Origin of the sequence: Janthinobacterium sp. DSP2-3-3 (assembly GCF_049897325.1) — a bacterium.
Lineage (GTDB): Bacteria > Pseudomonadota > Gammaproteobacteria > Burkholderiales > Burkholderiaceae_D > Janthinobacterium.
The window spans coordinates 1-14,299 of record NZ_JAFCWA010000026.1 but is presented as its reverse complement, the minus strand read 5'-3'; the positions used below and the strand labels follow the sequence as shown (position 1 = coordinate 14,299).

The 14,299-nt window shown below is 57.0% G+C and carries 15 protein-coding genes, 2 tRNA genes and 1 pseudogene; 12 read left to right on the top strand and 6 right to left on the bottom strand.

The features are described from left to right. Window positions 1-116: 116 nt before the first annotated feature. On the bottom strand, window positions 117-434 hold the full coding sequence (locus ACP7DE_RS27780; RefSeq protein WP_426075139.1) for a hypothetical protein: 318 nt from the start codon (window positions 432-434) through the stop codon (window positions 117-119). 61 nt (window positions 435-495) lie between these two features. On the opposite strand from ACP7DE_RS27780, the gene ACP7DE_RS27775 reads away from it, so the two are divergent. The 6 genes and pseudogenes from ACP7DE_RS27775 to ACP7DE_RS27750 all read left to right on the top strand — a co-directional run bounded on the left by ACP7DE_RS27775 (window position 496) and on the right by ACP7DE_RS27750 (window position 4,667). Next, entirely contained in the window at window positions 496-714 is a 219-nt protein-coding gene (locus tag ACP7DE_RS27775; protein ID WP_426075137.1) for a hypothetical protein, read from the top strand. Further along, window positions 711-1,235, top strand: a complete 525-nt coding sequence (locus ACP7DE_RS27770) for a glycoside hydrolase family 19 protein (protein WP_426075136.1) — start codon at window positions 711-713, stop codon at window positions 1,233-1,235. Before ACP7DE_RS27775 ends, ACP7DE_RS27770 begins: the two co-directional genes overlap by 4 nt. Further along, on the top strand, window positions 1,232-1,756 hold the full coding sequence (locus tag ACP7DE_RS27765; protein ID WP_426075135.1) for a hypothetical protein: 525 nt from the start codon (window positions 1,232-1,234) through the stop codon (window positions 1,754-1,756). Before ACP7DE_RS27770 ends, ACP7DE_RS27765 begins: the two co-directional genes overlap by 4 nt. A gap of 114 nt (window positions 1,757-1,870) precedes the next feature. After that, window positions 1,871-2,659, top strand: coding sequence for a DNA adenine methylase (locus tag ACP7DE_RS27760; protein ID WP_426075133.1), 789 nt, complete (start codon window positions 1,871-1,873; stop codon window positions 2,657-2,659). Between the two features lie 246 nt (window positions 2,660-2,905). Further along, a complete protein-coding gene (locus tag ACP7DE_RS27755) occupies window positions 2,906-3,757 on the top strand; it encodes an SGNH/GDSL hydrolase family protein (RefSeq protein ID WP_426075141.1) in 852 nt (283 codons plus the stop codon). Window positions 3,758-3,879: 122 nt separating this feature from the next. Beyond that, window positions 3,880-4,667 (top strand): annotated as a pseudogene (locus tag ACP7DE_RS27750) (DNA adenine methylase). A 156-nt stretch (window positions 4,668-4,823) separates the two neighbouring features. Here the strand turns inward: ACP7DE_RS27750 and ACP7DE_RS27745 are convergent. The 5 genes from ACP7DE_RS27745 to ACP7DE_RS27725 form a co-directional block, all read right to left on the bottom strand. Then, entirely contained in the window at window positions 4,824-5,111 is a 288-nt protein-coding gene (locus ACP7DE_RS27745) for a hypothetical protein (RefSeq protein WP_426075132.1), read from the bottom strand. A gap of 811 nt (window positions 5,112-5,922) precedes the next feature. Further along, window positions 5,923-5,998 (bottom strand) — tRNA-His (locus tag ACP7DE_RS27740). Between the two features lie 142 nt (window positions 5,999-6,140). After that, window positions 6,141-6,986 carry a glutamate racemase gene (gene murI, locus ACP7DE_RS27735; protein WP_426075131.1) on the bottom strand — a complete coding sequence of 282 codons (846 nt, stop codon included), beginning with the start codon at window positions 6,984-6,986 and terminating at the stop codon, window positions 6,141-6,143. A gap of 66 nt (window positions 6,987-7,052) precedes the next feature. Then, window positions 7,053-8,594, bottom strand: a complete 1,542-nt coding sequence (locus ACP7DE_RS27730; protein WP_426075130.1) for a fumarate hydratase — start codon at window positions 8,592-8,594, stop codon at window positions 7,053-7,055. Between the two features lie 97 nt (window positions 8,595-8,691). Further along, the gene (locus ACP7DE_RS27725) at window positions 8,692-9,303 is read right to left on the bottom strand and encodes a YqhA family protein (RefSeq protein ID WP_426075129.1); all 612 of its coding nucleotides are present in this window, start codon (window positions 9,301-9,303) and stop codon (window positions 8,692-8,694) included. Between the two features lie 294 nt (window positions 9,304-9,597). Between ACP7DE_RS27725 and acs the strand changes: the two genes are divergently transcribed. From acs to ACP7DE_RS27695, 6 genes are all read left to right on the top strand, one after another. Further along, window positions 9,598-11,604, top strand: coding sequence for an acetate--CoA ligase (gene acs / locus ACP7DE_RS27720; protein ID WP_426075128.1), 2,007 nt, complete (start codon window positions 9,598-9,600; stop codon window positions 11,602-11,604). 190 nt (window positions 11,605-11,794) lie between these two features. After that, window positions 11,795-11,885: transfer RNA gene (locus tag ACP7DE_RS27715), tRNA-Ser, on the top strand. Between the two features lie 242 nt (window positions 11,886-12,127). Continuing rightward, entirely contained in the window at window positions 12,128-13,228 is a 1,101-nt protein-coding gene (locus ACP7DE_RS27710) for a tyrosine-type recombinase/integrase (RefSeq protein ID WP_426075127.1), read from the top strand. Window positions 13,229-13,317: 89 nt separating this feature from the next. Then, the gene (locus ACP7DE_RS27705) at window positions 13,318-13,698 is read left to right on the top strand and encodes a transposase (RefSeq protein WP_426075126.1); all 381 of its coding nucleotides are present in this window, start codon (window positions 13,318-13,320) and stop codon (window positions 13,696-13,698) included. After that, the gene (gene tnpB / locus ACP7DE_RS27700; protein WP_426075125.1) at window positions 13,695-14,042 is read left to right on the top strand and encodes an IS66 family insertion sequence element accessory protein TnpB; all 348 of its coding nucleotides are present in this window, start codon (window positions 13,695-13,697) and stop codon (window positions 14,040-14,042) included. The genes ACP7DE_RS27705 and tnpB overlap by 4 nt, the downstream gene beginning before the upstream one ends. Before the next feature lie 29 nt (window positions 14,043-14,071). Then, on the top strand, window positions 14,072-14,299 hold a 228-nt coding region (locus tag ACP7DE_RS27695), incomplete at its 3' end, for a transposase domain-containing protein (protein ID WP_426075140.1).

Sequence of the window (14,299 nt, the reverse complement as noted above, 5' to 3'; positions counted from 1 at the left end):
AAGACCAGCTTTACTGCTTCTTCTCGAAGCTCTGGCGTGTATGTTGTTGAGCGTTTCATATGTTCTCCAGTTGGTGAAGTTTGCCAAACAAGAGTGTCCGAAAAAGTCAGGGTACCTCAGATCTTGATGGCCTGACTGCTGCGATGAAAGCCACTTACGCGGAAATTATCTCTGCTGCGGCGCCGATTATTCGTGAGGCTTTCGACCCAGCAGCTATCTAACCACAGCACGCTCCCATAACCCGCTTCGGCGGGTTTTTTCATCTCCACCACCTGAAAGGCATTCATGGCCATTGAAACAACCGCCGCTGGCGGCGCACTGATTAAATTTTTTGGTATCCCGGTCCTGGCCGGCGCTGCCGCAACCTCACTGGGATTCATGTTCATGTGGCCAAAAAACAAAAAGGAGGCGTTCACACGTTTTTTCGTATCCACGCTTTCGTCCATCCTGTTCGGTCCCGCCCTGGTCGTCGCTGTGCGCTCTTGGTGGCCGACCTTGTTCGATAACGCAAAGGATGTGGCGGTGCTGTATGACAGCGACCCGGCACTGGGCTTTCTGTTTATCGCCGCGCCGCTGATGGTAGCCGCCGGCTTGCCCGCCTGGTGGGTGCTGGGCGCCACGGTACGCTGGCTCGACAAGCGCCGCGACAAGGACATCGGTGAGCTGGCACGCGACGCGGCCGCCGTCGTCAAGGATGTGCGGGGTGGCCTGTGAGCGCCGTCACGCTGGCCCAGCTGGTGGCGATCATGCCGCTGGCACGCGCACGCGCGGAGACCTTCCTGGTGCCGCTGAACGCGGCCATGGTGGAATTCGGAATCACAACGCTGACGCGCCAGGCGTCGTTCCTGTCCCAGGTCGGGCACGAGTCTGCCCAGCTGCGCTATGTGCGTGAGCTGGGCAGCGGCCAGGCCTACGAAGGGCGCGCTGACCTGGGCAACTCGCAACGCGGCGACGGCGTGCGCTTTCGTGGGCGCGGCCTGCTGCAGGTGACCGGCCGCGCCAACTATGCCGCCTGCGGCAAGGCCCTGGACCTGGACCTGCTGGCCCAGCCCGAGCTGCTGGAGCAGAGCATCAACGCCTGCCGCTCGGCCGGCTGGTTCTGGCAGACGCGCGGCCTGAATGCCCTAGCTGACGCTGGCGACCAGGAACGGGTGACACGCCGCATCAACGGTGGCGTGAATGGCATGGCCGAGCGCCTGGCCTTGTACCGGGAAGCTCGCAAGGTGCTGGTGTGATCGCGCCGGCCAAGCTGGCGAGCATGGTGCCTGGCTGGCTGTACGGCGCCGTGCTGGTATGTGTGCTGGCCGGCGCCGGCATGCTGTACCAGCGAGCGCAGGGCGTCGCCCAGGGCCTCGCGGCCGTGCAGGCGCTGTGGGATACCGACAAGCAGATCCGTGCGGCGGCGGAAATTAAAGCGGTGGCGCAGCGGGCCGCCGAGAATCTGGCGCAAGCCAGGCAACAGGCCGCCAGTGCGCTGGCCATCAAGAAAGCCTACGATGATGAAATCAACGATGTGCTCGCTCGCCTCGCTACTGCTGAGCGCATGCGCAAGCCCGCCTTCTGTGCAAGTGCTGAACCTGCCGCCCCGGCCGGTGCCAGTGGCGCCGAAGGAAGCGCTGCAGCCGATCCCGCTGGCGGGTTACTTCCTGACGCGGTGGCGCGAGATATTCAAGCCTTGATCCTGCAAACGGAGGAAGTTGCCGCGACGGGCCGCGCATGCCAGGCATTCGTGCGTGAAAATGGCATGACGCTATAGAGGGATGGCTGATTGTCACTGCGCTAACAGCAGCAATCAGCCGGTGGCACCTGGTGAGTAGGCTTGGATTGCCTCATGGGAGGAATTCAACTCTACCACTAGGAGGTACACATTTTGGCATTACCCATCATCCCCTGGATAGGCGGCAAACGACGCCTGGCCGACCGTATCATCCCGCAATTTCCGCCGCATTCCTGCTACGTCGAGGTTTTCGCCGGTGGCGCCGCGCTGTACTTCATGCGGCCGCCGGCCGAGGTGGAAGTGCTCAACGACGTCAACGGCGAGCTGATCAACCTGTACCATGTCGTCAAGAATCACCTGGAGGAATTCGTGCGCCAGTTCAAGTGGGCGCTGTCGAGCCGCGAGGTGTTCAAGTGGCTGCAGGAGACGCCGCCGCATACCCTGACGGATCTGCAGCGTGCGGCCCGCTTCTTCTACCTGCAGCAGCATGCCTTCGTCGGGAAAGTCGATGGGCAGACCTGGGGCACGGCCACAACTGCACCGCCAATCAACTTGCTGCGCATCGAGGAGAATCTATCAGCGGCGCATCTACGCCTATCGAATGCCTACATCGAGAACCTGGACTGGTACAAGTGCATGGAGCGCTATGACCGGCCGCACACGCTGTTTTATCTGGACCCTCCGTACTGGGAGACGGCAGGATATGGCGTGGAATTTGAATTCGCTCAGTATGAGAAGATGGCCGAGCTGATGGCCCGGCTGAAGGGCAAGGCTATCTTGAGTCTGAACGATCACCCGGATATTCGGCGAGTATTCGCCCGTTTCCAGATGGATACAACTGGGATCCAGTATAACGTCGGCGGCGGCGGGAGAGCCGTAGAACGGAAAGAGTTGATTATTTACAGTTGGGATAGGGCGTTGGAGCCAGCAGGACTGTTCTAATGCATTTTTGGCAGATGGTGGCCAGTGCAGACATCTGCACTGGCCACCATCTGCTGCCGTTCAGTTGCAGGTAGACGCTCTGCTGCTGCTGCTGCTGCTGCTGCTGCTAATCGACACCGTTTGTTGTACGCTCGATCAGATACATTGGATGTTAAAATTGAGGTAAGTTGCCGTGATGAATGTATTGTTTGATTTACTCAATATTTTCTCAGGTCAAATAAAACATTATAAAATTTCTTGAATTTTATGTTTTTTTGCAATTTTAACTGTGTTTGGGTCGAGAAAATGAATTATGGAAATTTAAAGGTAATCAGGAAATTTGGTGAGTTAGCAGCTATTTCAGTGGTTCTCGTTGCATGCGGAGGCGGTGGTGGCAATGAAAGTCAAACTCCTCCCACTCAAGTATCGCCGCCAGTTCCGGAAGTTCCGCCGACAACGCCCGTGATTCCAGTGGTTCCACCGACGACGCCTGTGATCCCAGTGGTTCCACCGACGACGCCTGTGATCCCAGTGGTTCCACCGACCACGCCCGTGATTCCAGTCGCGCCACTTGATGTAGTGATCTTTGAGGGAGATAGCCTCGCATCAGTTACCAGTATAAACTACTGGCCAACCTCGATTGCGGGGGCTTTGGATGCGTCGGTCCGGCGATATGTGAATGCTGTTCCTGGCACTACTACTGCTCAAATTAACGCACGTTACATGGCTGGAGTTTATGCTTATCGTCCGATAGTCACCAGCTATGGCGTTCTCTTTTTCTGTGCTGGTACTAACGATCTACTCGCAACTTCGCTGTCTGCAGAAGAAATACTTGCAAACCTTAAGAAGGAATGGACCCAAGCTCATATTGATGGTTTCAAGGTTATTGCATTTACAATGCATTCCTCAAGCCACAATAATGAAAAAGTCAGGCTTGAATTGAACGCGCTGATCCGCGCTAATTCTTTGGCCTATGATGAAATTATAGAGCTCGATAAATTATTCCCAGATATTGACGACAAGAGTCTGTTAATAGATGGTGTACATTTTACTTCGGCGGGGAATGCACTGGTGGCTAATGAGGCTGCGAAAGTCTTGGCACGTCTAAAGTCTAAGTAATGTAACGCGCGGTTGCGCGATGTCGTCCTTACAAGCGCCGCGGCCTACTGCAGGTCGTCGGCACAACTAAGCCGCCTGCGGCACGCCATCGTCTTGTACTTGCTGTATTGTCTCAGCAACTACTGATCGTTCACATCATCCAATGCATCGGTGGCAAACGACGCCAGCCGACCAAATCATCCCGCAATTTCTACCGCACACCTGCTATGTCGAAGTCTTCGACGGCGGCGCCGCGCTTTACTTTATGCGGCCCCCGGCCGAGGTCGAGGTGCTGAACGACGTGAACGGCGAACTGATCAACTTATATCGGGTTGTAAAGTGCCACCTGGAGGAATTCGTGCGCCAGTTCAAATGGGCGCTGTCGAGCCGCGAGGTGTTCAAGTGGCTGCAGGACACGCCGCCGCACACCCTGACAGACCTGCAGCGCGCGGCGCGCTTCTTCTACCTGCAGCAGCATGCCTTCGGCGGCAAGGTCGAGGGGCAATCGTGGGGCACTGCGACAACCGCGCCGCCGCTCAACCTGCTGCGCATCGAAGAGAATCTGTCGGCCGCGCACCTGCGTCTGTCCGGCGCCTACATCGAGAACCTGGACTGGTACAAGTGCATGGAGCGTTACGACCGGCCGCACACATTGTTTTACCTGGACCCGCCATATTGGGAGACGGCTGGCTACGGCGTTGAATTTGAATTCGCTCAGTACGAGAAGATGGCCGAGCTGATGGCCAGACTGAAGGGCAAGGCCATCTTGAGCCTTAACGATCACCCGGATATCCGGCGCGTTTTTGCGCGCTTCCAGATGGACACGACCGGCATTCAGTACAACGTTGGTGGTGGCAGCAGGGCGGTTGAGCGCAAAGAGCTGATTATCTACAGCTGGGATAGGGCGGCTGAGCCTGCAGGGCTATTCTAGATATTGATTCAATGAGCCAGTGCAGACGTCTGCACTGGCTTAAGTAAATGCGTTGTTTTCTTCGCATCGTGCTTCATGTGACATTATTACGTTGCCAAAATAATCGCCGAGTAGAAATAATGGCGCTTTATTTTTAATGTTGAAAAATAATAATACTTACTTAATAAAAAAATTATCAGCTTTATTTAGGAAATCCTCATAAAAATCTATTCCTAAATTTGCTATTTCAATTATATTGTCAGGATTTACGCTCTTCCCAAGATGCTGTGCAGGTGCGGGATAAGTTCTTCCACGGTTAGTTACTTCCAGTAATCTGACACGTGAAGGCCTGGAGGTGATATGCACATCACTACCAAACTCAGCCTTGGTTATATTTCCGTGAGCATCAAAAATAATTTCTTTGATTAATAATGGTGCGCCATGTCTGACAGGGTTGAGTGCCATGAACCCGGGTTCTTTGCTCACAATTTCAGCTATGGTATGTTCATCAGATCCGCGTGCGTTAATAAGGTAGCTAAGTAATTCATCTTTGGTGCGAAGTTTTAGATAGCTTCCTTGCCAACCGTTTCATTTTGGACTTTTGCTGTAATGTGATAGGGATTTTGTCCATACACGCTCTATGTGATGAAGATATTTCTTCCAATGTGATTCAATATCAATTAATGACTTAGCTGTTCTAATTAATTCACATTGTTCTTTTGCAAGGTTGAGTTCCAAGCATAATTGTTCACAGTGTTGCATAAATCTCCTATTTTTAAATTTTGTTCAATCGTATTGCTAGGAAATTATAACTTGGGAAGGTTAGCAGCCCGTCGCTTCGCCCCCATAGTTCAGTTGCAGGGAGCAACCCTGGTGCTGGTAGCCGTTGGGCGTGCCGTAGCGGGCTGTGAAGGAAAAACTGTTTTCGCCGATTAAGATGGTGTGGCCAGTGCCCCTATGGCCTAGTGTGCAGTTGCGGGCGGCGAGAAAAATGCTGGCCCAAATTGTCTGCAGATAAACATGGTTGATACGATAAGGATCGGCGTGGCCTGATTGAGCCAGCTTACAACGCACGCTAGAACGTGAATTGTGCAATGCAAACAGTGTCCGCATCGGTTCTTTCGAGGAGTGTATCACGCGTAGATGTTAGCATCGCACGTAACCTTGATGGCCCAGCCGATGCCGGTGCGTTGGAAAATTTAAAAAACCGTTGGAAAATGCAAAAAAAGGGTTACAAGCCGAAGCGTGTAACCCTTTGATTTTCCTACTTATTCTGTGGGGTGGCTGATGGGGCTCGAACCCACGACAACAGGAATCACAATCCTGGACTCTACCAACTGAGCTACAGCCACCACTGTCTTACTTGCCTGTTTAGCTGTTTTGCTGAACAGGTGCCGAATTATACAAAGAACTCGGCGAAGTGGCAAATCTAAATGCAGTCTTTTTTAAAGAATCGAAAGATTGCATGAAAACGGTCGCTATTACTCACACCACTCACACGGACAGGTGTTCGACGGGCGGCTGCAAGTCCAGCAAACCGGCGAAGGCTTGCGCCAATGCTTCGACACTGGCGGTCGTGTAGCCCTGCAGTCGCGGTGCGTCGTTGTTGGTGCGGCGCAAGCTTGCAGCGTCCAGCAAGCGGGCCAGCTGGCGCGCCACGGCGTCGCCGGTGTCGACCAGGGTGATCTGTTCCTGCGTATGCGCGCGCACCGTGCGTGCTATGGCGTCCTGCACGAAGGGGTAGTGCGTGCAACCGAGCACCAGGGTGTCGACGCCTAGCTCCAGCAGGGGCGCGATATAGCGTTCCAGCATGGCGCTGGTGGCGTCCAGCGGGTCATGGCCCAGTTCGCACTGCTCGATGCGGTCGGCCAGGCCGATGCAGGGTTGCAAGATGAACGTGGCGCCGGTGGCGGCGCTCACCTGTTCGCGCAGGGCTAGCAGCTTGTCGCCGCGCAAGGCGCGCTCGGTGGCCAGCACGCCGATCTTGCCATTGCGGCTGATGGCGGCTGCCGGTTTCAAACCTGGTTCGACGCCGACGATGGGCAGGTCGGGATAGCGCGCGCGCAGCGCCTTGATGGCGGCGATGGTGGCCGTGTTGCACGCCACTACCAGCGCTTTGGCGCCTTGCAGCAGCAGATAGCTGGCAACGGCCAGTGAGCGGTCGATCACCTGTTGTTCCGTCTTGTCGCCATATGGCGCATGGGCGGAATCGGCAAAGTAAATCAGGTCTTCCTGCGGCAGCTGCGCGCGGATATGGCGCAGCACCGACAGGCCGCCCACGCCGGAGTCAAAAATGCCGATGGGGGCGTCCGGGCGGGCAGTGCTTGCTGTAAAAGTCATAGGGAACCGTTGAGGATAAAAAACGCCGCGCTGATGTTGCCGCGCGGCGTCTATGGTAGTGCTTGTTTAAGCGATCGTCACGGGAATCTTGCTAACGCTATTGAGTTGCTCGATCTTCGCTTGCCATTCTTTCGGCCCCGTGTTGTGCACCGAGGTGCCTTTCGCATCCACGGCCACCGTCACCGGCATGTCGACGACGTCGAATTCGTAGATCGCTTCCATGCCCATGTCGGCAAAGCCCAGCACCTTGGCGTGCTTGATGGCTTTCGACACCAGATAAGCGGCGCCGCCGACAGCCATCAGGTAGGCCGACTGGTGCCGCTGGATCGATTCGATGGCGACAGGGCCGCGCTCGGCCTTGCCGATCATGGCGATCAAGCCCGTTTTTTCCAGCATCATGTCGGTGAACTTGTCCATGCGCGTGGCGGTCGTCGGACCGGCCGGGCCGACGGCTTCGTCGCGCACAGGGTCGACCGGGCCGACGTAGTAGATCACGCGGTTCTTGAAGTCGACTGGCAATTCTTCGCCGCGGGCCAGCATGTCCTGGATGCGCTTGTGCGCGGCGTCGCGGCCCGTCAGCATCTTGCCGTTCAACAGCAAGGTCTGGCCCGGCGTCCACGAAGCGACTTCTTCCTTCGTCAGGGTGTTCAGGTCGACGCGCTTGGATTTTTCCGTGTCCGGCGTCCAGTGCACTTCCGGCCACGACGACAGCGATGGCGGCGTCATGTAGGCAGGGCCGGAGCCATCGAGCACGAAGTGGCCGTGGCGCGTGGCGGCGCAGTTCGGGATCATGGCGACAGGTTTCGACGCGGCGTGCGTCGGGTGCATCATGATTTTCACGTCGAGCACGGTCGTCAAGCCGCCCAGGCCTTGCGCGCCGATGCCCAGCGAGTTGATCTTGTCGCACAGTTCGATACGCAATTCTTCCAGCTTGTTTTGCGGGCCGCGTTGTTTCAGCTCAAACATGTCGATGTCTTCCATCAACACTTCCTTGGCCATCAGCATGGCTTTTTCAGCTGTGCCGCCGATGCCGATGCCCAGCATGCCAGGCGGGCACCAGCCGGCGCCCATGGTCGGCACTGTTTTCATGACCCAGTCCACCAGCGAATCGGACGGGTTCATCATGATCATCTTCGACTTGTTTTCCGAGCCGCCGCCCTTGGCCGCGACTTTCACATCGACGGTATTGCCTTCGACCAGTTCCATGTGCACCACGGCTGGCGTGTTGTCCTTGGTGTTCTTGCGGTCGAAATGCGGGTCGGCCACGATGGAGGCGCGCAGCTTGTTGTCGTCGAAGTTGTACGCGCGGCGCACGCCTTCGTTGACGGCGTCGGTGACGGTGCCGGAGAAGCCTTCGAAGCGCACGCCCATGCCGATTTTCAGGAAGACATTGACGATACCCGTGTCCTGGCAAATTGGACGCTTGCCTTCCGCGCACATGCGCGAGTTGGTCAGGATTTGCGCGATCGCATCTTTTGCCGCCGGGCTTTGCTCGGCCGCGTAGGCGCGCGCCAGGTGCTCGATGTAATCAGCAGGGTGGTAGTAGCTAATGTACTGTAACGCTGCGGCGACGGATTCGATCAGGTCTTCTTGCTTTATGACAGTCATGGTGTTCTCGCGGTGGATAAGAAGGGTAAGACTTTACTGATTACTGCATCAGATAGACAAAGCCCATGACCGCCGCTGGCAGCCATGGGTTTTTGGTTCAATGGGGGCGTGCCTGGTTTTGCGTGACCGTCATGATGCGGTCCGTGTAGGCAATCGCCATCGCCGACAGGATGAAGACCATATGGATCACGGTTTGCGCGATGATCACTTCGATCTTGTACGAGTTGGCATTGATGAAGGTCTTCAGCAGGTGGATGGACGAGATACCGATGATGGCCATCGCCAATTTCGTCTTCAGCACGGATGCATTGACATGCGACAACCATTCCGGCTGGTCCGGGTGGTCATCGAGGTGCATGCGCGAGACAAACGTTTCGTAGCCGCCGATGATGACCATGATCAACAGATTCGAGATCATGACCACGTCGATCAAGCCCAATACCACCAGCATGATGGTCGCTTCATTGAGCTTGGTCGGCAGGGCGCTGCCTGGTACGGCCACAGCCGTCAGCACGTGTTGCAGGGCCGCGTCATTGCCGAATACGGCGCCGATCAGGTCCGACAGTTCCACCCAGAAGTGAAATACGTACACGCATTGGGCGAGGATCAGGCCCAGGTACAGCGGCAGCTGCAGCCAGCGCGACATGAAGATGAAGGCGGACAGGGGGTGCAGTTTGCTATGTTTGGGTTTTTGTGAATGGTCGATCATCTGGAGTTTCCTGGGGGTAAATACCAATTTTTGGTATGCCCGACATTTTACACTTGCTGCTGATCACTGCGCATGCCCTCGATTTGGATTATTGGCCTTGATGAAACACAAATTGGCATCAAGTAGTTAGCGTGTTGTCAGTTTTTCCGTCCAGAATGCTGGACGGCGCGCCCTTGACGCCCATCGCCTGTGGCGATTATGGTTAGAATGGATCGAGGAAAACGCTGCATGTAAGGCGTCAGTAAGACATCAGGAATATGGTGTTAGCAAACAATTACTACACTGGAGACTAGCATGGCCGCTATAGAGAACCAAGGGCAGGGCACTGAGCAGCAGGGACCGGAAGAGTCGCGCGTATTTCAACCGTCGGCAGCGTTTGCCGCACAGGCAACGATTTCCGGCATGGACGCTTACCGCGCCATGGTGGCGGATGCCGAACGCGACTACGAAGGCTTCTGGGCCAAGCTTGCGCGTGAAAACCTGAGCTGGAAAAAGCCGTTCACCCGCACCCTGAACGAAGACAACGCCCCATTCTACAAATGGTTCGAAGACGGCCAGCTGAACGTGTCCTACAACTGCCTGGACCGCAACATTGAAAATGGCCTCGGCGACAAGACGGCCATCATCTTCGAAGCGGATGACGGCAGCGTTACCAAGGCAACGTATACAGAATTGCACGAAAAAGTCTGCAAGTTCGCCAACGGCTTGAAAGCCAAAGGTATTACCAAAGGTGACCGCGTCATCATCTATATGTCGATGTCCGTCGAAGGCGTTGCTGCGATGCAAGCCTGCGCACGCATCGGCGCCACGCATTCCGTGGTCTTCGGCGGTTTCTCGGCGAAATCCTTGCAGGAACGCATCATCGACGCGGGCGCCGTGGCCGTCATCACGGGCGACGAGCAACTGCGCGGCGGCAAGAAGCTGCCATTGAAATCCATCGTCGACGAAGCGCTGGCGCTGGGCGGCTGCGATTGCGTCAAAAACGTCATCGTCTACCAACGCACGGGCAGCGACTTGCCGATGGTGGCCGGCCGCGACACGTGGCTGCACGAGCTGGTCGAAGGCCAGAGCGCGCAATGCGAACCGGAATGGGTCGATGCCGAGCATCCACTGTTTATCTTGTACACCTCCGGTTCGACGGGCACGCCGAAGGGCGTGCAGCATTCGAGCGGCGGTTACCTGCTGTGGGCCGCGCTGACGATGAAGTGGAGTTTCGACATCAAGCCGGACGACGTGTTCTGGTGCACGGCCGACATCGGCTGGGTGACGGGCCACAGCTACATCGCGTATGGCCCGATGGCCGTGGGCGCCACGCAAGTGGTGTTCGAAGGCATCCCGACCTACCCGAACGCGGGCCGTTTCTGGGAAACAATCAAGAAGCATAACGTCAGCATCTTCTACACGGCACCTACGGCCATCCGTTCGCTGATCAAGGCGGCCGACGTGGACCCGAAAGTCCATCCGAAGAATTACGACCTGACCAGCCTGCGCCTGCTGGGTACGGTTGGCGAGCCGATCAATCCGGAAGCGTGGATGTGGTACTACAAGCACATCGGCGGCGAGAAATGCCCGATCGTCGATACCTTCTGGCAAACGGAAACGGGTGGCCACATGATCACCCCGTTGCCTGGCGCCACGCCGATGGTGCCCGGTTCTTGCACCCTGCCATTGCCGGGTATCATGGCCGCCATCGTTGACGAGGCGGGCCAGGACGTGCCGAACGGCCAAGGCGGCATTCTGGTGGTGAAGCGTCCATGGCCATCGATGATCCGCACGATCTGGAACAACCCCGAGCGTTTCAAGTCCAGCTACTTCCCGGAAGAGCTGGGCGGCAAGATGTACCTGGCAGGCGACGGCGCCATCCGCAACAAGGACACCGGCTACTTTACGATCACGGGCCGCATCGATGACGTGCTGAACGTGTCGGGCCACCGCATGGGCACGATGGAAATCGAATCGGCCCTGGTCGCCAACCCGCTGGTGGCCGAAGCGGCCGTGGTGGGCCGTCCGGACGACACGACAGGCGAATCGATCTGCGCCTTCGTGGTGCTCAAGCAGGCGCGTCCGACCGGCGAAGAAGCCAAGAAGCTGGCCCTGGAGTTGCGCAACTGGGTCGGCAAGGAAATCGGACCGATTGCCAAACCGAAGGAAATCCGTTTCGGCGACAACCTGCCGAAAACCCGCTCCGGCAAAATCATGCGCCGCCTGCTGCGCGTGCTGGCCAAGGGCGAGACGATCACGCAAGACGTGTCGACCTTGGAAAATCCGGCCATCCTGGATCAGCTGAAAGAAACGTCTTAATTGACAGGCCAGTGCCTCCGGAAGGGCCGTGCGCACCACCGGCGCGCATCCTTCCGGCGGGCCTGGCCAAACTTTTACCCCCGGGTAAATAACTTTGGCAGTCTGTAGAATCTTTGCTATAATCTGCGGCTTCGCGACAAGCGATATGCAGTACACAATGTGAGCAAGCAAGACGCGCGCATTGCCTTCAGGAGAGATGGCTGAGCGGCTGAAGGCGCACGCCTGGAAAGCGTGTATAGGGTAATACTCTATCGGGGGTTCGAATCCCCCTCTCTCCGCCACGGATAGTAATTAAGTAAGATCAGGACGTCTCAGGAAGTCCCTCAAAAACCGCTTAGAGCCTTGATTCTAAGCGGTTTTTTCGTTTTTCGGCGTCTCAGGTCGTGTCAGCCCATTTCAATGCATCGCGCTTTTTTTAGGGTAGGTGATGTGGAATCGGCGGCATACCCTTGATCGTCTACTCTTTTAATTTGCACCATCTTGTCTATAGTGTTCTTTCAACACGTTGACGTGGAGGTGCATCATGCTCAAGATCATTGCTCCGCTGACTGACGCTCGTATCAGGAACGCCAAGCCACGCGAGAAGTTGTACAAACTGTTTGATGGCGACGGCTTGTACATCGAGGTGACACCAAGCGGTTCGCGCATCTGGCGCTTCAAGTTCCGACAGGCCAACGGCAAGGACAACCTGCTGACATTCGGCCCATATCCGGAAATCACGCTGCAGCATGCTCGCGAAAAGCGCCTGGAGACCCGCCGCCTGATTCTGCAAGGGATCGATCCCGGCAAGCACCGCGATGACGCCAAGCGGCGATTGAAGGAGCGCGCCGCCAACACATTTGAAAAGATTGCCCGTGAGTGGCACGCCAACAAGGTGCCGACCTGGAGCGAGCGCACCGCCAAGAACGTCCTGCAACGGCTGGAGGCAGATATCTTCCCGGCCATTGGCCGCAGGCCCATCGATGAACTCAAGCACCTCGATGTAATCGCTGCACTGCGCAAGATCGAGGAGCGCGGCGCAAGCGAAATCGCCCATCGCCAGAAAGCGGTATGTGCGTCAATTTTCAGCTACGCGATTCAATGCGGATTCACAGAGAGTAATCTGGTCACCGATATGAAGGATGTGTTGAAGACCGTCCGCGCCGGACACTTCGCCGCTATCAACGCTGACGAACTACCGCAGTTTCTGGCCATTCTGGACCGCAACGAAGCACGCATGTTCGCGCCGACCCGCATTGCGCTGCGGCTGATGCTGCTGTGCTTTGTGCGCACCAGCGAGTTGATCGAAACGCCCTGGAGTGAAATTGACCTGGAGCGCGGCGAGTGGATCATTCCATGGCAGCGCATGAAGCGCGGCAAGCTGACCGTCAATCCGGATATGACCAACCATCATGTATGCCTGTCGCGCCAGGCGCTGGAGCTGCTGCGTGAACTGCATGCGATCACGGGCCGCAGCAGGTACCTGTTCCCGAATCAGCGCGACCACGAAAAGCCGATCAGCAATAACACGATACTGGTGGCGCTTGGACGCATGGGATACAAGGGCAAGATGACCGGCCATGGCTTCCGGGCGCTGGCCATGAGCACCATCAAGGAGCGCCTTGGCTACCGGCATGAAGTGTAAGCGTCGGCCCACCGCCGTCTACCCTTGGGCACCGCACGATGCCATGATTGAATTTGGGACACAAATTGATTGTGTCCACAAATTTATTTATGGACACAATAATTCAACCAGTTACAACCAGGGCGAAACGCGGGCCGTATCGCCGTCACAGCGATGAATTCAAGCGTGCCGCTGTGGCACGTACGCAGGTCGATGGCGCCTCCGTTTCGCTGATCGCCCGTGAGCTCAAGATCAATACCAATCAGTTGTTCAGTTGGCGCAAGCGTTTCGGTGACGGGGCGCTTGCCGGCGGCAATGCGCCAAGCCAGCTGGTGGCCGTCACGGTGCTCGACACCTTGCCCGCAAGTGCACCGGTCGCCAGCACCGTACCCGGCGTTATCGTGCTCAGCGTGGGCCACGCCCAGCTGCGCCTGGAGGGCCAGGTCGATGCGGCGACGCTGACACTGTTGCTGGCGCGACTGCTGCCATGATCGGCTTGCCAGCAGGTACCAGGATATGGTTGGCAGCTGGCGTCACCGATATGCGTGCAGGCATGAACGGGCTGGCCGTCAAGGTGCAGGCGGCGCTGGCCGAAGACCCGTTCAGCGGCCACGTGTTCGTGTTTCGGGGGCGGCGCGGCGACATGCTCAAGGTGCTATGGTGGAGTGGTGATGGTCTGTGCTTGCTGTCCAAGCGGCTTGAGCGCGGCCGCTTCGTCTGGCCGCAGGCCGCCGATGGCAGTGTCGCACTGACGCAGGCACAGCTGTCGATGCTGCTCGAAGGCATAGACTGGCGTCGGCCAGAGCGCACCTGGCGCCCCACGTCGGCCTTGTAAACGTCGCGTACCTCGCGTAAACTCGGTCCATTTTCAACCCTGCCGACCTGCCCAACGACATCGATGCCCTGAAGGCATTGCTGTGGGCGCGTGAGGTCGAAGTGGCGGGCTTGAAAGCGCAGTTGAATACCCGCGCCTCCGAGATCGAGCATCTGAAACTGCAAATTGCCAAGCTGCGACGTATGCAATTCGGCCGCAAGTCCGAAAAACTCGACCACCAGATCGAACAACTGGAGTTGCAGCTTGAAGACTTGCAG

Excerpts from the sequence above, each read along its gene's own strand:
- ACP7DE_RS27745 (WP_426075132.1), bottom strand. The coding sequence starts at position 5,111 with ATGGCACTCAACCCTGTCAGACATGGCGCACCATTATTAATCAAAGAA.
- ACP7DE_RS27755 (WP_426075141.1), top strand. The coding sequence starts at position 2,906 with ATGTTTTTTTGCAATTTTAACTGTGTTTGGGTCGAGAAAATGAATTAT.
- ACP7DE_RS27710 (WP_426075127.1), top strand. The coding sequence starts at position 12,128 with ATGCTCAAGATCATTGCTCCGCTGACTGACGCTCGTATCAGGAACGCC.
- acs (WP_426075128.1), top strand. The coding sequence starts at position 9,598 with ATGGCCGCTATAGAGAACCAAGGGCAGGGCACTGAGCAGCAGGGACCG.
- ACP7DE_RS27725 (WP_426075129.1), bottom strand. The coding sequence starts at position 9,303 with ATGATCGACCATTCACAAAAACCCAAACATAGCAAACTGCACCCCCTG.
- murI (WP_426075131.1), bottom strand. The coding sequence starts at position 6,986 with ATGACTTTTACAGCAAGCACTGCCCGCCCGGACGCCCCCATCGGCATT.
- tnpB (WP_426075125.1), top strand. The coding sequence starts at position 13,695 with ATGATCGGCTTGCCAGCAGGTACCAGGATATGGTTGGCAGCTGGCGTC.
- ACP7DE_RS27730 (WP_426075130.1), bottom strand. The coding sequence starts at position 8,594 with ATGACTGTCATAAAGCAAGAAGACCTGATCGAATCCGTCGCCGCAGCG.
- ACP7DE_RS27705 (WP_426075126.1), top strand. The coding sequence starts at position 13,318 with ATGGACACAATAATTCAACCAGTTACAACCAGGGCGAAACGCGGGCCG.